This window comes from Alistipes putredinis DSM 17216, assembly GCF_000154465.1.
GTDB lineage: Bacteria > Bacteroidota > Bacteroidia > Bacteroidales > Rikenellaceae > Alistipes > Alistipes putredinis.
Genome location: NZ_DS499577.1, coordinates 743,228 through 763,091 on the forward strand (window position 1 = coordinate 743,228; position 19,864 = coordinate 763,091).

18 protein-coding genes and 1 tRNA gene are annotated in these 19,864 nt (G+C 55.1%); 8 read left to right on the top strand and 11 right to left on the bottom strand.

Translation table 11 applies throughout. From position 1 onward, the window contains the following. Positions 1–37: 37 nt before the first annotated feature. The 3 genes from ALIPUT_RS12050 to ALIPUT_RS12980 are packed head-to-tail and all read right to left on the bottom strand — an operon-like array spanning position 38 to position 1,117. Positions 38–538, bottom strand: a complete 501-nt coding sequence (locus ALIPUT_RS12050) for a hypothetical protein (RefSeq protein WP_147554514.1) — start codon at positions 536–538, stop codon at positions 38–40. 48 nt (positions 539–586) lie between these two features. Then, positions 587–835: a hypothetical protein gene (locus ALIPUT_RS12975; RefSeq protein ID WP_004328329.1), complete on the bottom strand. Its 249-nt coding sequence runs from the start codon at positions 833–835 to the stop codon at positions 587–589. A 6-nt stretch (positions 836–841) separates the two neighbouring features. Continuing rightward, positions 842–1,117: a hypothetical protein gene (locus ALIPUT_RS12980; protein WP_004328330.1), complete on the bottom strand. Its 276-nt coding sequence runs from the start codon at positions 1,115–1,117 to the stop codon at positions 842–844. A 590-nt stretch (positions 1,118–1,707) separates the two neighbouring features. Between ALIPUT_RS12980 and ALIPUT_RS03535 the strand changes: the two genes are divergently transcribed. Further along, on the top strand, positions 1,708–2,547 hold the full coding sequence (locus ALIPUT_RS03535) for a hypothetical protein (protein WP_004328092.1): 840 nt from the start codon (positions 1,708–1,710) through the stop codon (positions 2,545–2,547). A gap of 165 nt (positions 2,548–2,712) precedes the next feature. Continuing rightward, a complete protein-coding gene (locus ALIPUT_RS03540) occupies positions 2,713–3,246 on the top strand; it encodes a hypothetical protein (RefSeq protein ID WP_231290535.1) in 534 nt (177 codons plus the stop codon). A gap of 64 nt (positions 3,247–3,310) precedes the next feature. Here ALIPUT_RS03540 and ALIPUT_RS03545 read toward each other — a convergent pair whose 3' ends face one another. Further along, positions 3,311–4,522, bottom strand: a complete 1,212-nt coding sequence (locus ALIPUT_RS03545; RefSeq protein ID WP_004328332.1) for a site-specific integrase — start codon at positions 4,520–4,522, stop codon at positions 3,311–3,313. A 156-nt stretch (positions 4,523–4,678) separates the two neighbouring features. Beyond that, positions 4,679–4,750: transfer RNA gene (locus ALIPUT_RS03550), tRNA-Thr, on the bottom strand. A 233-nt stretch (positions 4,751–4,983) separates the two neighbouring features. On the opposite strand from ALIPUT_RS03550, the gene ALIPUT_RS03555 reads away from it, so the two are divergent. Then, positions 4,984–5,673 carry a hypothetical protein gene (locus ALIPUT_RS03555; protein WP_004328333.1) on the top strand — a complete coding sequence of 230 codons (690 nt, stop codon included), beginning with the start codon at positions 4,984–4,986 and terminating at the stop codon, positions 5,671–5,673. A gap of 288 nt (positions 5,674–5,961) precedes the next feature. Here the strand turns inward: ALIPUT_RS03555 and ALIPUT_RS03560 are convergent, their stop codons facing one another. Together ALIPUT_RS03560 and ALIPUT_RS03565 are read right to left on the bottom strand one after the other, a co-directional pair. Next, entirely contained in the window at positions 5,962–7,209 is a 1,248-nt protein-coding gene (locus ALIPUT_RS03560) for a peptidase U32 family protein (RefSeq protein WP_004328335.1), read from the bottom strand. Between the two features lie 12 nt (positions 7,210–7,221). Then, positions 7,222–8,193 carry a polyprenyl synthetase family protein gene (locus ALIPUT_RS03565; protein WP_040293411.1) on the bottom strand — a complete coding sequence of 324 codons (972 nt, stop codon included), beginning with the start codon at positions 8,191–8,193 and terminating at the stop codon, positions 7,222–7,224. Positions 8,194–8,376: 183 nt separating this feature from the next. Between ALIPUT_RS03565 and ALIPUT_RS03570 the strand changes: the two genes are divergently transcribed. Next, positions 8,377–9,372, top strand: a complete 996-nt coding sequence (locus ALIPUT_RS03570) for an ROK family protein (RefSeq protein ID WP_004328338.1) — start codon at positions 8,377–8,379, stop codon at positions 9,370–9,372. A 121-nt stretch (positions 9,373–9,493) separates the two neighbouring features. Here ALIPUT_RS03570 and ALIPUT_RS03575 read toward each other — a convergent pair whose 3' ends face one another. The 3 genes from ALIPUT_RS03575 to recG form a co-directional block, all read right to left on the bottom strand. Further along, a complete protein-coding gene (locus tag ALIPUT_RS03575) occupies positions 9,494–10,423 on the bottom strand; it encodes a hypothetical protein (protein WP_004328339.1) in 930 nt (309 codons plus the stop codon). 106 nt (positions 10,424–10,529) lie between these two features. Further along, positions 10,530–11,333 carry a DUF3108 domain-containing protein gene (locus ALIPUT_RS03580; protein ID WP_004328340.1) on the bottom strand — a complete coding sequence of 268 codons (804 nt, stop codon included), beginning with the start codon at positions 11,331–11,333 and terminating at the stop codon, positions 10,530–10,532. Positions 11,334–11,593: 260 nt separating this feature from the next. Further along, complete coding sequence (recG, locus tag ALIPUT_RS03585; protein WP_004328342.1) at positions 11,594–13,705, bottom strand: ATP-dependent DNA helicase RecG; 2,112 nt, start codon at positions 13,703–13,705, stop codon at positions 11,594–11,596. A 382-nt stretch (positions 13,706–14,087) separates the two neighbouring features. Between recG and ALIPUT_RS03590 the strand changes: the two genes are divergently transcribed. The 3 genes from ALIPUT_RS03590 (at position 14,088) to ALIPUT_RS03600 (ending at position 16,705) form a co-directional block, all read left to right on the top strand. Then, positions 14,088–14,489, top strand: a complete 402-nt coding sequence (locus ALIPUT_RS03590; RefSeq protein WP_004328343.1) for a hypothetical protein — start codon at positions 14,088–14,090, stop codon at positions 14,487–14,489. A 111-nt stretch (positions 14,490–14,600) separates the two neighbouring features. Beyond that, positions 14,601–16,106 (top strand): (E)-4-hydroxy-3-methylbut-2-enyl-diphosphate synthase, encoded by a 1,506-nt coding sequence (gene ispG, locus ALIPUT_RS03595; protein ID WP_004328344.1) that lies wholly within the window; start codon positions 14,601–14,603, stop codon positions 16,104–16,106. Then, positions 16,103–16,705 (top strand): WbqC family protein, encoded by a 603-nt coding sequence (locus tag ALIPUT_RS03600; RefSeq protein ID WP_040293168.1) that lies wholly within the window; start codon positions 16,103–16,105, stop codon positions 16,703–16,705. Before ispG ends, ALIPUT_RS03600 begins: the two co-directional genes overlap by 4 nt. Here ALIPUT_RS03600 and ALIPUT_RS03605 read toward each other — a convergent pair. After that, complete coding sequence (locus ALIPUT_RS03605; RefSeq protein WP_004328346.1) at positions 16,629–18,665, bottom strand: glycoside hydrolase family 2 protein; 2,037 nt, start codon at positions 18,663–18,665, stop codon at positions 16,629–16,631. The genes ALIPUT_RS03600 and ALIPUT_RS03605 overlap by 77 nt on opposite strands. A gap of 252 nt (positions 18,666–18,917) precedes the next feature. Here ALIPUT_RS03605 and ALIPUT_RS03610 point away from each other — a divergent pair, with 252 nt between their 5' ends. Further along, a complete protein-coding gene (locus tag ALIPUT_RS03610) occupies positions 18,918–19,853 on the top strand; it encodes a DMT family transporter (RefSeq protein ID WP_004328348.1) in 936 nt (311 codons plus the stop codon). The last annotated feature ends 11 nt before the right edge of the window (positions 19,854–19,864 follow it).

The window sequence follows — 19,864 nt, forward strand, 5'->3', positions numbered from 1 at the left end:
AAATCAGATTGCGTAAATCTTCATCCGCCGTCGCATATCATTTCACGAAGCGTTCGGCCTTATCCAATTCTTTTTCCGTTGCGGCTTTGAATTGCGGATAGGTGATGCCCTCGGCGTATCGTACCGTCGAGAAGATGTGCGTTATCTCTTTGTAACGCGTATCTCGTATGCGTCCTGCAATCTGCCGTATCGTCGTGGAAACGTCCAGCAGGTGATGTCGTGCCGTGCCGTCGCTCACGACGTATATTTTGCCCTGCTTGTCGTAAATGTCACACCCCTCGAAAGCTGTCGAGGTGTAGAAATTGATTTTGCGCACCGCTTTGTCGGGAATCCCTATCGAATAATCTCCGCCTAATTTCTCGCGGTTTATCTGCTCGGATGTCCCGCTTGTCGAACAGACGATTTTCACCTCGTCGGGCGAAAGTCGGGCATGATGTAACACCCGCCCGATAAAATCGACGCTGTTTACAAAGAAATGCAGATTGCAGGGAATATTGTGCGTTACGGCATTGTGGCAAAGATTTACGACCGATGCCAACGGGCTGTTTTCATGCCACAACCGCACCTGCATCGGCGGTTCGCTGGGTCAGACAATCCGCGTTGTCGGCAAGGTCTGCAATTCATCCAGCAGAAATTCCCGCTCGATGGGTGTCGCGGACATATAAGTCGCACGGCTGAATTTGAGCATTTCGGCAAGCAATCCCGTAATGGCTCGGTGTCGAAATGAATAGTCGAACAGCAGGCGGTGATATTCGTCTACCAACAGCAGGGCTTTGGCGTATATCTCCGCTCCTGCAATCTCTGCGACACGCGGAATCGCATCATAGGTGGCCATGATTTTTCAGCGGTCGTGCGCTTTTAGATAGTCGGCTATCTCTTGGTTGGTGACACCGCCGTAAACCCCCAGCAGGTCGGCGTGTTCGGGCAGTTTGTTCTTGATAAGGTTCACCGTCGGAACAGCAATTAAGGTCGGCACTCGGTTCTCGATGGCAAGTGTCGTTGCCCCGCATCCCGTCTTGCCCTTATTAAAGATGCAGTTTGCAGGTAATTCGTTGTCGAGTTCGGGGATTTGCTGGACGTGGAGTGCGTTCAAGGGTGCTGTAATGATTGAATTCATAAGTAAAGAGTAAGGAAAAAATTACACCGCATATTTTTTGTGCGGGTAACATCTTTATTAGTAAATTTAATTTCCGACACACTTTTTATGCGGCCGCATTTTTTCGGTGTGGAAAGTATCTTTATAAGGAGAATTGATTTCCGACACAAAAAATATGCGAGCAGGGCACAAAAGCAAGGGACACCGAAAATGTCCCTTACATGACCTTACCCTTACTTGTCGGATTTTCCTCTCTCGTATTATAAAGATAGCGCCTTTTTTATTGACAACAAAGGTCGAACAGCAATTAATCCGAACATTTTTATCTATGTCTTAGATGGCCTTATAGGGCTGTTTACGGGGTGGCGGAGTGTGTTCGACGGGGAAATTAATGTGCAAAATGTAGTATTAGCGGGTATTTTACATAGTCTGTTGTTCTAAAACACCTTTCGTGTCATGCAATTCAGTACTATTAGCGGTTCGGTACATAGTTCGGCTGTTCTGAAATTCCTTTCGAACACGTGTTTTAGGTGCTAATAGCGGTTTTTGCATGGTAAATAAGTGCGATGTACACGTAAAAAGCCGTAAATTTGGGTGTAAAACGCTATTTTATGAATGAGAAAGAAGCCGATGCCATCCGTAAGAGTATGTATGAATCCTTACTGATGGATGAAAACGATAAGATTGTGCATTGGGATTTCGACCCGATGCGCCGTGAGTTGCGCGAGTATGTCGATATTGCCTGCGGATGTGATGAACAGACGTATGGAATCCGCACACCGCAGTTTGAATATCGCTACTGTACGGGGAAGATTAAGATGCCCTTTGCCAAGTCGGATTATCTGGCTAACGACGATATAATCGCTACGGTTATGGGATTGGGGCTGGATGTCGAGAAATTTTGGTTTGCGCTGGTCTTTATTTACGATTATGTCGAAACCTCGTTTAAGAACTGCGGCCTTGTGAAACCCGCGTCTTTGAATAAGGCGGTGCAAAATCTGTTCAAAGAGTTAGGCGAGGATTTCACGGACGATGATATTGAAATAACCCTTAAAAAGAACAGAAAGAAAGTCGAGGTTCTGCCCGTTATAAAGCGTGGGATTTTGGACTGGTTGCGGGAAACCTATGAACGGGAATGCAAAGGCAGGAAGATTCAGTATTACGGGATTGACACGGGTAATTTCGACGAAACCTATCCGAGTACGTCGTTTCGGATTTATCGGACTGTGGAGATGTATCGGGATATGCTGAACGCTTTATTGGGCGACAACCGCCCGAAGCAACCCGATAAAAGTGTTTCATTGAATCGGCTGTTGCTGATTTCGCGTATCTGTTACCTCTATGAATTTACCCGTAATGACAGTTATTTATATGGCGACGAAGCAATAAAAGGAATAATTAAGTCCTACAAAAGGCGTACGCCTGCAACTTATTCCGCTGTTTATCTGTAATTTGCAGAGGGAGAGTAAAAACGCCCTTTATTTCACTCCCCGTGTTTGGGGTGCGAAAAGTCAAATCTTTGTAGTGTCGAAAGGGATAAACCCGACGACCTGCAAACGCTTGGGCAAGGGATGCAGCATAATTTAAGCCCCTCTGTAAAAGGAGTATTTAAGATTATGAACACTATTATTGGAAAAAACAACGTAAACGAGCAGACCACGGCAAACGCCGCAACCGCTACGCCTGCTCCCGTTGCCGAACAGAAAGAACAGCAGACTGCGCAGACCTCGCGCCGCCGCCGTTCGACTACGCCCCCGATGTGGCGGGTAATGACGCAGGCGCGGCCCGTTTTCGATGTCCAACTGAAAAAGGATAACGAAATAAAATTGGCCTGCATCAACAAATTTATGAATGCGGCTTACTCGGATGCGAACAAATTCTGGGCTGATTTCATGGAGCAGGTAAATATTCTGCTTGACAGCCGCAGGTATTGCCGCGAGTGCGAAATCTTGGGCTTGAAGCCTGAATATGTAGCGGAACATATTGTGTTCCTCGGTAGTGCCACGATGAAAAAGGTGCTGAAAGACGGTGTATCCCGCACATTAGGGGCTGATGTGCAACTTTACGGGAAACGCTTCTCGCCCGAAGATGCGGACAAGTTTCTGTCGGAAGATATAAAACGTCTTCCCGAACAAACGACGGTCGCCTAATTTCAGCCAGCCGTCGTTGAAAAAAAAGGACACTCCGTATATTCGTCGGAGTGCCCTTTTTTGTTCACAATAGATTCTGCATGGCCGCGTCGATTTGGCTATTTTCGAACGAATCCAAATAGATTTGAGTGGTGGATAAATCGGAATGTCCCAACGATTCGGAAATGATAGCAATATTCACTCCCGACCGTTTTAAGACCGTAGCAAACGTGTGCCGAGCGACATAGGTAGTCAATGGCATTTCCAATCCTATTTGCTCTCCCAGCGTCTTTAATTCTCGATTGACTTTTCGCAAAACCTTATGCAGGCGATTGAAAATCTGCTGTGGGGTGGTGTGTTCATGGCGATTGAGGATAGGGAAGATATAATCTTCTCCGTGTCCTGCCATACCGTACTTTTCGAGAATCTGCAACGCCATAGGGACGAGTTGAAAGGACAGCAATTTCTGCGTTTTGTGACGGGAATAGTTTACACGGCCTTTAACGATGTCCTTATAACGCAACCGTGCAATATCGCCGAAATTCATCCCTGCCGTGAAATAGGAGAATAGAAATAAATCTTTGGCAAGGCGTCGATATTCCGTCGTGTGTCCCTCTGTAATTTCAAGGTCGATTAACCGTTGGATGTCATCCTTGTCAATTGCCCGTTTGCGGGTTTTGGCCCACAAACTGCCCACTTGGTAGATGCTGAACGGGTTTTGCTTTACCGCTACTTTACCCTCCTTGACAGCCTTGTTGTAGATGGCTTTGAAGATAGCGAACCGTGTAGCAATGCTGTTGTCCTTGTTCCCTCGTTGGCGCAGGTGCAATTCCAACCCTTTCAGATAGTCGAGGTCGATAGCCTCCAATGCGGTTTTGACCGATTTGTAGCCGTTCAGCACTTGCAGGGCGTATTTGTGCTTGGTGGCTGAGTTGATTTTACCGAGCGATTCCAGCCGTTCGATTTCAGCGTTGAAACCGTCCTCGATTGTAATTCCTGCGTGGCGGCTCTTGTCGGTTTCGAAAAGCGTGTCGAATGTTACGGGAATATCCAATGCTTCCAGCCTTTGAATCTTCTTACGATAGCCTGCCAACGTGCTGTCTATCTGACTTTGCAGGGCAGCGCGTTCGGGGCAGTTTGCCGTTATCATTTCGGCGGTTTTGTCCCAATAATGCGGCTCTACCGAAATGCCGAGCGAAACGGTCTTGTGGGTGCGTTGGTGCGTAAAGCGGATTGCCAACGGGGATTTGCCGTTTTTGTAAACGATTTCATGACGGCAGATTGCTTTGATTTTCATCTGTTTGCGTATTAAGCAAACAGCGCTGGGCGTCTAAATTTTATGTGTAACATTATGTGTAACATTGCCTGTCTGAATCGCTCTTTCAACCCTCTTTTCCCTCGCCGAACGGCACAAAAAAAGAGATTACAAAAACTGTAATCTCTTGATTGTTAGAGCCGAAACCGAGATTTGAACTCGGGACCCCTTCATTACGAGTGAAGTGCTCTACCGCTGAGCTATTTCGGCAATAGGGAGTTTTGTGAAACCCTTTCGGGATGCAAATATCGGAAAATTTTTTGAATAAAATCAAATGGTAAGGACTATTTCTTGGAAAAAGTGCGATTTTTTCTCTCATTCTTGCTATCTTCGCCCCGAAAATTTCGTATCGCCATGGTTTCGGAGGTCGTACGGACCGGAATCCGAATCCTCGGGAAGATAAAAAATTACGAGGAGTTAATCCGCTAATAAACAAAACCGTCATGCAAGATAAGGCTACGCTCAATCCTACTCCGGATCAGACATTCGAGATCGTTGGTCAGGGGGCGTATGATTTTGTACGGGTTCTGACCCATTCCAAACAGTTGCAGCGCCAGGGGCGGGTCGAAGAGGCCTGCAACGAACGCTTTCACGCCTTTCAGCGCATTTCCGAATTATTGCCCGAAGACGAGGAGGTGATTCTCGAATGGGAGGATCCCAATACGCGTGCGGCGCTCGAGGTGATTCACGCTTCGGCGATCGACCATTTCCTGATCAACGATTTCGAAATGTCTACCGCCATGCTCGAATTGCTTCTCGAACTGGATCCCGAAGACCATCTGGAGGCAATTATCCTGTTGGCGTTCAATTACCTGGCAATGGAGGAGTACGAACTTTTCGACGAGGTGAGCAACGATATTTCCGATAAATACGCCTGCAAGGAGGTGCTGACCATGTGGGCGGCTTTTCGGCGCAGCGGCCGTATTCCCGAGGGCGATGCGATCCGTTTCAGGACCCGATTCGCACCCTATTTTGCCGAATTTACCGCCGACGAACATCCTGCCGACGGGCAGTACCTGGAGGATATCGAGAGCGAGCGCCCTTCGGTGCAGGCCCAGGCTCGTGAGCTGTGGCTCCGCACTGAAAATCTCTGGACGCTTTTTCCCGATTTTATTGCGGCGCTTCGAAGGTAGCCCCTCCCGATTTTCTCCGGGGCGAAGTTGCCGGCAAGGGCATATATGCCGTCTATCGTGCGAGTTGTTATGAGAGGAGGGCGATTTGCGAGGGGATTTCCCCGATTTTACGAATCCGACCGGCGTAGTTCGTCACTCCTTTGTCCGGTGTGTGCGAGCCTTCCGGATCTTTTTGCAAGAGATCGAATCGAAGTTTTCGCCCGATCGGAAGCCGATGAATATCGGGGTAATTAAAATGTGTATTTGTAAAAAAGAAACACCGGACTTCATAGTCCGGTGCCTTGTTTCTTATCCGATCGTATCGACCAGTTTGTAGAGCTTGTCGCCCCGGCGGATGAGTTGGACGGTTTTGACCGAGCAGGTCGTTCCCTGGAGTACTGTTTGCACGGGGTGCTCGTCCACGAAGATTTCGTCCCCGTGCTGTTCGACCACTCCGGTCGTTTCGCCCACCCAGAGCAGTTCGTCCCCTTCGTATAGGGGAGCCGCTTCGACGAGCACCTCGGCCACCGATATTTTTTTGAAGAAGTTGGTCACCTTGCCCACATAGACTTTGCGTTTGGTGGCGGCCGATCCGTGGTGGCGGCTGTGCTCCACGATCGGGCGTCCTGCGTAGTATCCCTCCCAGAATCCGCGATTGAATACCGTTGCCAGCCGCTCTTTCAGTGCGGCGGCCAGTTCCGGCGTGTAGTCGCCGTCTTCCATGGCCCGGAGCGCCCGGTCGTAACATTCGACCACGCGTTTGACGTATTCCGCACCCCGCGCACGCCCTTCGATCTTGAGGACCCGCACGCCCGATTCGATGAAGTAGTCGAGAAAGTCGATCGTGCAGAGGTCTTTGGGCGAGAGGATATAGTTGCCCTCGACGTCGAGTGTTTCGCCCGTTTCGGGGTCCGTAACCAGATATTTGCGACGGCAGATCTGCCGGCAGGCTCCCCGGTTGGCCGAGAATCCGTCGCTGGTGTGGAGCGACAGGTAGCATTTGCCCGATATGGCCATGCAGAGGGCGCCGTGGGCGAACATTTCGATCCGTACCAGCTCTCCGCCGGGGCCCGTGATCCGCTGCCGTTCGATTTCCCGGCTGATACGGGCGACCTGCACCAGGTCGAGTTCCCGGGCCAGGACCACTACGTCCGCCCATTGGGCGAAGAACCGGACGGCTTCGATGTTGGAGATGTTGCTTTGCGTGGAGATATGTACGGCCATGCCGACGCTGCGGGCATATTGGATGGCGGCCATATCGGTGGCGATGATGGCGTCCACGCCCACCTCGCAGGCACGGTCGATGGTCGCGTGCAGGGTTTCGATCTCTTCGTCGTAAATCACCGTATTGACCGTCAGATAGCTTTTCACGCCGTGTTCACGGGCGATCGAAACGATCTGCCCCATATCTTCCAGGGTGAAGTTGGCGGCGGATTGGGCCCGCATATTGAGCCTTCCCACTCCGAAATAAACGGAGTTGGCTCCGGCGTCGATCGCTGCATGCAGGGATTCGTAACTTCCTGCAGGAGCCATGATCTCTATGTCGCTGCGTTTCATTGGGCCGAGGATTTATTTGTTGCGTCCGATCAGGCTGCCGGCGTACTCCCGCAGGCGGGCCGTGCCTTCCGATTGTACGGATAACGTATCGAGAATGTTCAACGCCCGTTCGAAGCGGTGGTTGATCTGCTGTTCGGTCAGACGGGCGACGCCCAGTTTGTCGAAAACCTCCCGCACGCGCGCGATCTTCTGCTGATCGGAAAGAGTCGGATCGGAATAGGTCGAAGCGAGGATTCGATGCTCGGCGGCCGACGCCTTGCTGAGGGCCATGACCATCAGGTAGGTCTTTTTGCCTTCGAGGATGTCGCCTCCGATCGCCTTGCCCAGCCGTTCGTCGCCGTAACTGTCCAGCAGGTCATCCTGCAACTGGAACGCCAGTCCCAGTTCGGTGGCGAAACGATAGAGGCGTTGACAGTCTTCTTCGCCCGCCCCGCCGATGATCGCTCCGATGACGGTCGCACCCGACAGTAGGGCCGAAGTTTTGAGTTCGATCATGTGGAGATACTCTTCGACCGAAACCGACTCCCGGGTTTCGAAATCCATATCGTACTGTTGGCCTTCGCAGACTTCGATGGCCATCGTATTGAAGCGGGCGAGAATCTGCGGCAGCACTTGGGGCGGGTATTCGCTCAACAGGCGGTAGGCGCTGATGAGCATCGCATCGCCCGACAGGATGGCGACGTTCTGTCCCCATTTGGCGAAGACGGAAGGGTTACCCCGGCGCATCGCCGCGTTGTCCATGATGTCGTCGTGCAGCAACGTGAAATTATGGAAAACCTCGACGGCTGCCGCTGCCGGCATGGCCGCCTGGGGCTGGTCGGAGAAGATTCCGCAGGTAAGCATCAGCAACATGGGACGCAACCGTTTCCCGCTCATCGTGAGGGAATAGCTGATCGGTGCGTACAACCTGCCGGGTTCTTCGGGATATCCGATTTGTCCCAGATAATGTTCGATGGCTTCCAGAATTTGGTCGTTGTTTTGCATGCTGAAATCCGATGGGTAAGAATCGTTGAACTTCGTCGTCATTTTCTCTGTCCGGCATAATTCGGGCAAGTTCGTTTTGCCTGTGCCTGGTGGAAATACTCCCCCAAAAGTAGGAAAAAAAGTCGATAGCGTGCAATTATTTTCTAACTTTGACCGGATTAACCTGTAAAATTTATCCTTTTTATGAAAAAATTGGTCATCGGCGTCGATATCGGAGGGATCAATACGGTCCTCGGTTTGGTCGATCGCACGGGTGAAGTCTATGCGCGATCTTCTTTTCGTACAGCGGAGTACCCTTTTTTCGACGACTATTCGGCTTATGTCGAAATGCTCGTACGGACGCTGCGGGAGCTTTGTGCGGCGATGCCTGCCGGGGCTGTACTGTCGGGTATCGGGATCGGTGCTCCGAATGCCAACTATCATACGGGCCGGATCGAGCGTCCGGTCAATCTCTGGAAGTTTCGATCCGGAGAGCCGAATCCGGAGGAAGGGCGGCGGTTTTTCTCGCTTTGCAAGGAGGTCGGCAACTCTTTTCCCGGGATTCCCGTCCGTATTACCAACGACGCCAATGCCGCCGCTCTCGGGGAGATCGCTTACGGCAATGCCGGGGGAATGCGGGATTTCATCATGGTAACGCTTGGAACCGGGTTGGGATCGGGATTCGTTGCCGGCGGTCGGATGATCTACGGGCACGATGGCATGGCCGGAGAGCTGGGGCATGTCGTCGTCGAACCCGGAGGACGGCAATGCGGCTGCGGACGCCGTGGCTGTCTGGAAACCTATGTTTCCGCGACGGGTATCAAGCGGACGGTTTTCGAGTTGATGGCCCGGGAAACGGTGCCGAGCGTTTTACGCGATGTACCTTACGACAAGTTCGACGCCCGGATAATTACCGAAGCGGCGCAAAAGGGTGATTCGCTGGCGCTCGAGGTTTTTCGCTGTACGGCGGAGAGGCTGGGAAGGGCCCTTGCGAATGCCGTAGCGATCACCTCGCCCGAAGCCGTGTTCTTCTTCGGCGGCCTGGCCCAAGCCGGGGAGCTCCTGTTGGAACCGACGCGCCGTTACCTGGAGGAGAATTTGCTGCCCGTTTACCGGGGCAACGTGAAGGTGCTGCCCAGCGGCATTCCGGCCCAAAATGCCGCGATCCTCGGCGCTTCCGCTCTGATCTGGAACGAATGATTCTTGCAGGGATCGTTGCGGATTCCAGGTGTAAATATCGTCGCAAACCACTCTGTGACAGAAAGCGTCCGGCCTTGCAAGGCCGGACGCTTTCTGTTGTCTGGGTCGGACGAAGCCTTATTTATCGCATCGGCAGCTCGATCGAGCCGATCAGGAACCCGTCGCAATAGATCTGTACCTGGTAGGTACCGGCGGTGAAGCCGCTGCCGGTGTAGAAGATACCGATGTTGAGGTCTTCGTTCTGGTAATCCACGTCACGCGATGCGGAGTAAGAGAGGCGTTCGCCCTCGAATTCGAACGTCGGAACGCTTTCGCTCGACAGCACGTATCCGTCGGGCGACAGGATGCGGACGTAGATCGTCTTTTCGCCCGGAGTCGCCAGGGCGTTGGCCGTGAGGGTGAAATCCACGCGCAGACGCTCGGCGTTCTTGATGCGCGACACCTCCTTGCTGCGGGCGTTGAGCGCTACCATGCGGATACCCCGGGCGTTGATAACCGATCCCTGGCGTACTTTGTTGTTGAGCTCCTGGGCCTTCTCTTCGGCCATCTCGGCACGCATCTGGGCCGTGGTGATCTCCTTGCGGTAGGATACGTTTTCGTCGATCAGCTTTTTGTTGAGCGTGTTGAGCGAGTCGATCTGGTGAAGATAACCCCGCATGATGGTACGCAGCGTGCCGACCTCTTTTTCATATTGCTTGATTTTGGCCAGACTCCACGAACGCTCCTGTTTGAGCCGCTGCATCAGCGAGTCGGCCCGCTGGCGTTCGATGCCCATCTGGAGCGAAAGGGTGTCGTTGGATAGTTGCAGGTCGTCGAAATCCTGCATCAGGTCGCTCAGGTTGTTCTGGATCGAATCGCGGTCGATGACCAACAGGTCGTAATCGGCCTGCTGCTGGCGATGGATGTTGTAATAGAGGACCGTGATGGCAGCCAGGATCACCGCCAGGATAATGATGACGATGCGGTAGCCGAGGATCGACTTGTTCGCGCCCTTGCGGGGATCGTCGTTTTCGTATTCGGGTTGGTTGTAACCTTGATAGTTCTCTTCCATGGTGCGAATATTTTATACAAATATAATAAAAGACGGGGCAATCGCTGCCGGTTTGTGTCCGAAAATCGCAGAACCTCACCCCATGTTCTGCAAATATAATGGATTTTTATTTGATTTTACTGCTCAACGGATATTTCAGTCCGTGATATCCCGAAATATAGGCCTGAACGCTGCCGATGCGGACCGGCGATTCGATGTAGAGAGGAATGAGGTTTTTGTCGTCCGAAATCCAGACCGTGAACTCCGTTCCGTCCGTAAACGAGTACCCTTCGGAGGTGCCGATCTGACAGGCGAACTTCAGGGTGCGGAACGTACCCATACTGCGGATTTTCTTGGTTTCACGCCCCAGAAAGCGGTACCGCAGATGGCGGATCGTATCTTCGAGGAGCATTTCGAGCACCTCCGTTTTTCCTTCCTGGAGCGTTGCCGGGTCGATGCTCCGCAGGTGGAAATAGAGCGACACGGGGTCCATGCTGCGCGGGGTGAGCGACATCGTTTTGGTTGTATCGCGCACCATGCGGCGTCCCTGCCACCGGGTGTGTACCGTCATTTCGGGCCAGTCGTACACGTAGTTGCTCCAGAACCGGTAGTTGCCTTCGCGGATATCGCTTTCGAAACGGCGTGTCTTCAACTCCTCGCGATCGACCAGAATCGTATATTTGTCGTCCACGTTCATTACCCAGCGGAAGGCGGGGAGCGTTTTGCCGTGTGCCACGATGCGGTACATCGGCTCTCCTTCATATTCTTCTTCGACGGTGGTCACGCGTACGCTTCCCACTTCGGTATTGGGAAAGAATTTGGCCTTGTAGCTGGCCCGGTAATCGAGTACTTCGCCCGGCTGGTAGAGCTGGGCGCCAGCAGGCAGGGCTGCCAGGAAAAACAGGACGGTGAAAAAAATCTGTTTTTTCATTGAAAAGTTGCAAAAAAGTAATTTACTCTGTTTTTTACGGCTGTTTTATCTGTTTCTGCCGACGTGTTTGCGGATGAATTGCGGAAAGTTTTCGATTCGGGCTTTACAATCCGCCGGTTCGGGTCGTCGTTCCGGGGCGGATAAGGTTTGCCTTGTGCGGAACTTCTTCCGGAGTGGTTCAAATACCCTGCCGTGCGAAAAGCTGCGGAATCGTTAAAATGCAGGAAAGCGGTGTGTTTCATCGTGCCGAGGTGAATGAATCAGGATATTTGGGAAAAATCGATCTCTTCACGGCCGGAGTAGCGCTTGCGGAGTTCCCGAAGCCCCTCGTGGCCGTTTTGGGTCAGTGTCGGGTCGGCCGTCAGCACTTCGGCGGCCGCTTCCCGGGTGACGGTCAGGATCTGGCTGTCGAGCGTCGGGTTGGCGATCTTCAGGTCGAAGGCCATGCCGCTCTGGAGCGTACCGTTCACGTCGCCCGCACCCCGCAGCTTGAGGTCCAGCTCCGCCAGGCGGAATCCGTCGTTGGTTTCGCACATCGCTTCGAGCCGCAGGCGGGCCTCCTTCGAGAGCTTCTCGCCCGACATGAGGATACAATAGGACTGCTGGCTGCCCCGTCCAACGCGGCCGCGCAACTGGTGAAGCTGCGAGAGGCCGAATCGTTCGGCCGACTCGATCACCATGACCGTAGCATTGGGAACATCGACGCCGACCTCGATGACCGAAGTGGCGACCATGATATTCGCCTCGCCGCTCTTGAACTGACGCATCGACTCCTCCTTGTCTTCGGGTTTCATCTTGCCGTGGCAGATCGTTGTGACGTATTCCGGCAGCGGGAAGTCGCGCGAGATGGCTTCGTAGCCGTCCTGCAAATCTTTGTAGTCCATCGTTTCGGACTCCTTGATAAGCGGATAGACGACATAAATCTGTCTTCCCTTCTTGATCTCCTGCCGCATGAAACCGAAGAGCCGCAGGCGGGCCGCGTCGGTGTAGTGCACCGTGCGGATCGGCTGACGTCCCGGCGGCAGCTCGTCGATCACAGAAACGTCCAGGTCGCCGTAGAGGGTCATCGCCAACGTGCGGGGAATGGGCGTGGCGGTCATCACCAGGATATGGGGCGGTTGCTCGTTCTTCGTCCAGAGCCGTGCCCGCTGTTCGACGCCGAAGCGATGCTGTTCGTCGATCACCACGAATCCCAGGTTCGAAAACTGTACCCGGTCTTCGATCAGGGCGTGCGTGCCGATCAGCAGGTCGATCGAGCCGTCGGCAATTCCGGCGAGGGCTTCCCGCCGTTCGCGTGCTTTGGATGCTCCGGTAAGGATCGCCACCCGCACGTCCATTCCTTCGAGCATCCTCTGGAAGGTGGCGTAGTGCTGGCGCGCGAGGATTTCGGTCGGAGCCATCATGCAGGCCTGGAAGCCGTTATCGACGGCCAGCAGCATGGACATCAGCGCTACGAGGGTCTTGCCGCTGCCCACGTCGCCTTGCAGCAGGCGGTTCATCTGGTAGCCGGAGATCGTGTCCTGCCGGATCTCCTTGACCACGCGCTTCTGTGCCCCGGTCAGCGGGAACGGCAGCCTGGTGTTGAAGAAGGTATTGAATACGCCTCCCACTTTGGGGAAGAGGAATCCGTTGTTTTTCGACAGGCGGGCCGTGCGGCGTGACTGGATACCCAGTTGAATGCCGAGTAGCTCTTCGAACTTCAGCCGGTATTGCGCCTGCCGCAGCAGTTCGGGCGATTGCGGGAAATGGATGTTGTAGAGCGCATCGCGCAGCGACAGCAGGCCGTACCGGGTCCGCATTCGGTCGGGCAGCGTTTCGCGGATATGATCCCGCACCATCGGCCAGAGGTTGCAGACGATCGTGTAGATGCCTTTGGTGCCGAGGACGCTCGAAAGCCGCTCGGTCGAGGAGTAAATGCCTTGCAGACCGCTTTCGGCCTTGCGGGAAAAGGCTTTCTCGATGGTTTCGATTTCGGGATGTACCACCGACAGTTCGCCCTTGAAGAAGGATGGGCGGCCGAAAATCAGGTATTCGCGCCCCACTTCGATCCGTTTTTCGATCCATTTGATTCCCTGGAACCAGACCAGTTCGGCCACGCCGCTGCCGTCGTTCACGACGGCCGTGAAACGTCGTTTGCGCCCTGCTCCGGCATAGCTGACGCCTGTGATGCGCCCCCGGAACTGGATGAGTGCGGAATCCCCTTCCGCGATCTGGTCGATGCGGTAGATCCTCGTACGGTCGATGTAGCGGAACGGATAGTGGCAGAGCATATCGCCCAGCGTGCGGATGCCCAGCTCCTTTTCCAGCAGCCGGGCCCGCGCCTCGCCTACGCCCGCGACGAATTTGATGTCGTTGTCGAGATAGTTCGCCATACGTTGTTTGCCTGACAAAGATAGTGCAAGCCGAGAGCAGCGCCAAATTTAATCGAACGTCGCCGAAGCGTCGTCTTCAGCAGGGACGGTAAACCCGAGGCCGTATCGGATTTATTCGAGAACCGCCTGTCTTTGCCGGTGCTGCTTTTTGCAAAGATAGCGAAAGCTGAGAGAAAACGGGAACTTGTTCCCGTTTTTCCGAGGTGCATCCTATCTTCTACAAAGATAATGAAAAGTAAGTGTTCGGCGACCCGAACAGGGCGGAAAAGGATTCGTAGCAGAGTATCGAACTTTTGTCGATCGGATATTTTGCCCGATTTTGTCCGCAGGGACGGATATTTCCGAAGATTTTTCAGTACCTTTCGGCAAATAAGGAGGAGTTATGGAAGATTACATCCTGCGGGAGATCGACAAGATCGGCAAACTCATCGAAGCCCTTTTGCAGAAGGCGGGCATCCTGCGGAGAAGCGGGGCGGGAGAGGCCGTTTGCGAAACCGCCCGGACGGAGTTGGCGGAGGCGCTCGATCTGGATATCGACACTCTGCTGGCCCGGGAGGACTTTATCGGCGTGCTGACCCGTGAGTATGGCTTCAGCGACGAGAACCTGGAAAAATTCGCCGAGCTGCTGTTCGATTTCGCGGCCGCTTCGCCCGATCGGGACGCGACGGTCCGGCTCGCCTGCGGCATTACGGCCATTTACCGTTATCTGGACGAAAAGAAGGCTCCCGTATCCCTGAACCGCTACTACATCCTCAAGGAGTTGGAGAATATGACTGCCCGATAGCGCGGCGCCGCCGAACGGTCGCCATTCCGGTTTGTGCAGGATAAAACGCGAATGTCTGTTTTATCCTGCCTTCATTTTCACTACCTTTGTGGTAATAAATTCTGGCAGGACATGAATTTGACCAAGTATGAGCGCCGCCCGAGCCGTGAAGTTCGCATCGGACGGGTTGTGATCGGAGGTGACCGCCCGATCGCCGTGCAGTCGATGACCAATACCGACACCAAGGATACCGAAGCCTGTATTCGGCAGATCGAACGCATCTTCCGGGCCGGAGGTCCTATCGTCCGGCTGACGGCCCAGGGGCGTCGGGAGGGAGAGAATTTGGAGCGGATCGTCCGCCGTTTGCGGGAGGAGGGATGCGATGCCGCCGTCGTGGCGGACATCCATTTCGTGCCCGAAGTGGCTGCGATCGCTGCGAAATACGTGGACAAGGTGCGCATCAACCCCGGAAATTATAACTCATCGCACGGGGAGTTCGAAGCCCTCATCGACCGATGCCGGGAGCGCGGCGTGGCGATCCGCATCGGCGTGAATCACGGTTCGCTCTCGAAGCGCGTTTTCGACGAGTGGGGCGATACCCCCGAAGGGATGGTGGCCTCGGCGATGGAGTTCCTGCGCGTCTGCCGCGAAAAGGCGTTCGATCAGGTCGTGGTGTCGATGAAGTCGAGCAATACGCGGGTCATGGTGGCCGCCTACCGGCTTCTGGCGGAAGCGATGGAGCGGGAGGGGATGGATTATCCGCTCCACCTGGGCGTCACCGAAGCGGGAAACGGGATCGAAGGACGCATCAAGAGCGCTGTCGGTATCGGAGCGCTTTTGGCGGACGGTATCGGCGACACGATCCGCGTTTCGCTGACCGAAGCGCCCGAGAACGAGATCCCCGTGGCGCAGCTTTTGGTCGATCATTTTGCCCGCCGCAGCGGGGTGTTCTCCGTCAAATACCCGGAGCGCTATACGCCGACGCGATACAGCCGCCGCACTCGGGTGCAAACTCCCTTGATTCACTCCGAGTTGCCTGCCGACTGGCGGGTGATCGAAGCCCTGACCGAGAATCCTACGGCCGAACTGCGGGCTGCGATCCTGAGCCTCGACCGGGCGGACGAACCCGTCGCGGTGTGCCGCCGTTACGAGGATACGACGGTCGAAGCCGTCGCCGTCAAAGCCGCCGCCGATCTGGGGTCGCTCTTTCTGGACGGGCTGGCGGACGGCATTCGGATCGACGCGCCGCACCTTTCGGAAAAGGAGATCGCGGAGATCGAGCTGATGATCCTGCAGGCAGCCCGCGTGCGGATGTCCCGCACCGAATACATCGCCTGCCCGAGCTGCGGTCGTACGCTTTACGATATAGAGGGTACGCTCGCCGCGATCCGTGCCCGAACCTCGCACCTTAAAAATTTGAAAATCGGCGTGATGGGTTGTATCGTAAACGGACCCGGCGAGATGGCCGACGCCGATTACGGCTACGTGGGCGCCGCTCCGGGGCGTATCACCCTTTACAAGGGGCGCACGGTGGTGGAGAAGAATATCCCTCAGGAGGAGGCGCTCGATCGGCTCGTGGCGCTCATCAAGGCCAACGGCGATTGGGCCGATCCTGAAAATCAACCGGAACGACCATGACGATTCTGCCTGCAGCCTATTTGGGGTCGGTCGAATATTTCGCACACCTGCTGTGCGACGATTGCGTCATCGACCTCGGGGAACATTTTGTCAAGCGTTCGGAGCGCAATCGGGCGCAAATTCTCGCTTCGGGCGGCGTGATGGACCTCACGGTGCACGTGCGGCATGCCAACCGTCCCCGTACGCCGATGCGGGATGTGCGGCTCGACTATTCGAAGCGGTGGCAGCACCAGCATTGGATTTCGTTGGTGTCGGCTTACCGGGGATCGCCCTATTTCGATCACTACCGCTCCTCGTTCGAGCCTTTCTATCGGCGGGAATACGATTTTCTGGTCGATTACGACCTCGAACTGACGGAGGTGCTGCTTCAAAAACTGAATGTGCAGAACCGCCCCCGTATTTCGGAGCAATACGTCGAAGCCGCTCCCGGCGACCTCGATCTGAGGCCCAAACAAAAAGAGGACCCGGCGTTTCATGCCGAGTCCTATTTCCAGGTCTTTTCCGACCGGCTGCCTTTCGCGCCTAATTTGTCAGTCGCAGACCTGCTGTTTGCTGAGGGTCCCGACGCGGCGGAGCTACTAAGGCGCAGTTTCCGGTAAGGAACGTTTCGTCGTATAAATCCCCGGCTTTCGCTTCTATCTTCATCCGGCCGTTGAGCCGTACCGAGTCGCAGCGGTAGATGCACGGTGCGTATTGCTCGACCGCGAGCGTGTCGCCCGAGAGGGTTACGACCGGCTCTCCGGCCGAAGAATAGACGGTTACGGTCTGCAAGTCGCCGTTACGCTCATCCTCCCGGCGTCCGGCGATGTGGAGCGTAGGTTCGGTGTTGTTCCACAAAGCCTTGTAAAGATGGAAAGCGTCCTTGCGGCGTCGTCGGTCCAGCGTGACGAGCCCCGTAGCCTCCACGCCCTGCGGACGGCGGGCCGAGCCGTAGTCGAACAGGGTGTTGATCCAGGTTCCCCACAGCAGCGTGTCTTGTGCCAGGTATTTCGTGTAATCTTCATGAAAACGGGTCTGCCGTCCTTCCGGCTGCCAGAGCAGGCTGTTCGAGCGGCGTCGGCGAGCCGGATCGCCTTGTTGTTCGATCTGCCCCGCTTCACCGTAGCAGATGCCCGAACGGAGCTGGTTCCACCCCGACCGAAGCTGGCCGAGCCAGATTTCGAGGTCTTCCGTGCGGCCTTTGTCCCAGCCGATGTTCTGCGCCCATACGATCAGGTCGGTGATCTGGTTCAGTTCTCCGTCCTGGTTGCTGGTGGCCGCCGTCGGGCGGCTGCGGTCCATTTTTTTTGCCAGTTCGTTCAGTGTCCGCACATAGGGCACGGGGTTTTCGCCCCGTTGCCAGAGGCAGTCGAAGAGTCCCCAGATGACCACTGACGGCCGGTTGATATGCTGGGCGATGATTTCGCGCAGTTGCTGGCGACCGTTCGCCTCGAGTTGCGGGTTCGGATAATAGGAAACGTCGCTGAGGAAAGGTGCCCGGATCAGCGGCAAGTCGATCCAGACCAGTACGCCTGTGCGGTCGCAGAGGTCGTACAGACAGGGGGCGTGCGGTCCTGCGGGCGAGCGCAGGGCATTGGCTCCCAACTCGCGTATGAAAGCGAAATCTTCGGCATAGTCCTCCGCCTCCATAGCGCTACCCGTGCCCGGACGGTCGTAGTAGAGCGTTACGCCGTGAACCCGAACGAGCGAGTCGTTGAGGCGGAAACCCTCTTCGGGTGTGACGCGGATGTTGCGGAAGCCCGTGGCGATTTCGATCTCATCGCGCGAGGTGTCGCTCTCGACGGATACCCGCATTCGATAGAGGTTGGGGTGATCGAGGTCCCACAGTCGGGGATTTTCGACCGTGAAGGGGATGACGACGGGTTTGCCGTCGAGTTTGGCCTTTATCGTTTTGGCTGCGGCCTGAATTCCGTCCGGATCGAACGCTTCGAGGGTCACGCGGCAGAAGTTGTCGCCTTTCGAGATGAGGTGGATTTCGGCCTCGGCTTCGGCCCGTTCGGTCGATACGGCCCGAGGGTGGATCAGGACTCCCGACGAGCCCAGATACAGAGGCGATACGGCGGTGGGGTCGGTGACGATGAGTTCTACCTCCCGGCTGATGCCGCCGTAGATGTTGTGGATGGACGAGAGCGGCAGCACGTCGCCCGTAATGGCGTTGCTCACGGCTACGCGAAGCAGGTTTTCGCTGCCGTATTTCACCCGGTCGGTGATTTCGAAGACGAAAGCGGTCGTTCCGCCCCGGTGCTCGCCGACGTAAGTTCCGTTTACGAAGAGGTGGGCGACGCTCTCCACGCCGTAGAATTTCAGGAAGAGCCGCTTTCCGGTCCAGGTCTGCGGTACGTAGAGTTTGCGCTGATAGTCGGCGGTCGTGCGCAGGTATGGGATCGTCCCGGCCAGTGCATCGAGGTTCCAGGTGTGCGGCAGCGTGACACAGCGGGCGTTGTCGCTGCTGTTTTCGTAGCGGAACGAGAAGAGCCAGTCGTCGCAGAGCGGATATACTTCGCGGGCCTGCACACTCCAGGCGGCGATCAGCAGAAAGATCAGAAGTAACTTTTTCATTTCGATATGTATTTGGCCCCGAAAGGCATTTTCCGTAAAACCGTATTGTTCCGGATCGCTCCGAAGGAACCGGGCGGTTCCGGAGGGTTATCGGAAACAGTGGCACAAAGATACGAAACCCGGCCGATATTTTAACCTTTCCGGACGAATTACCGCATCTCGTTCCCTTTTCCGAGGTCGATTTATAAGCGCTATCTTTACCGAACGGCCGAATTATTTCGTATTTTTGCGGCCGGTTGAAATTGTCGATCCATGAGCGAGAAATCGAAAGGAACCCTTTGCGGCATCGTTGCCGCCGTGAGTTACGGGATGAATCCCCTCGGTGCTTTGTCACTCTACCGGGCGGGAATAAACACCAATTCCGTGCTGTTTTACCGCTATGCGCTTGCCGCCGTACTGCTGGCAGCCCTGTTGTTGGTGCAGAAAACTTCGCTGCGCATTACGCGCCGGGAGTTCTCCGTGCTGGGATTGCTGGGAGTGATGTTCGCCGTATCGTCGCTCACGTTGTTCATGAGTTTTCACTATATGGATGCGGGGATCGCCTCCACCCTTCTTTTCGTCTATCCGGTCATGGTGGCCGTCATCATGGCGATTTTCTTCAGGGAGCGAATTTCGCTGGTCACGGTCCTCTCCATTTCCCTGGCTCTGTGCGGAATCGCGTTGCTGTACCGGGGTGAGGGCGGTGCGGTACTCAATACTGCGGGCGTTGTGCTGGTCATGGCTTCGTCGCTCTCGTATGCGCTCTATATCGTGGTGGTCAACCGTGCTTCGTTGAATATGTCGTCGGTGAAGCTTACGTTTTACGTGCTGTTGTTCGGCGTGGCTGCGATCGTGTTGTATTCGCTGTGTTGTCCCGACCAGCCTTTGCAGCTTCTCTCGACACCCTCGATGTGGGGGGGGTGGGCGGCGATGCTGGCTCTGATTCCTACGGTCGTTTCGCTGGTGTTGATGACCGTTGCCGTGCATGCCATCGGTTCTACTCCGACCGCTGTTATGGGGGCTTTGGAGCCGCTGACGGCAGTGGTGATCGGCGTGACTATCTTCGGTGAATTGTTCACTGCGCGGCTTGCTGCGGGTATCGGCTTGATCCTGTTGGCCGTCACCCTTATCGTTGCGGGCAAATCCCTGCATCCGGGGCGCCTGGCGGCGATTATCGGGCACCGGGGGTTTTTACGCCACAGCCGGTAGGCTCCGGTGTG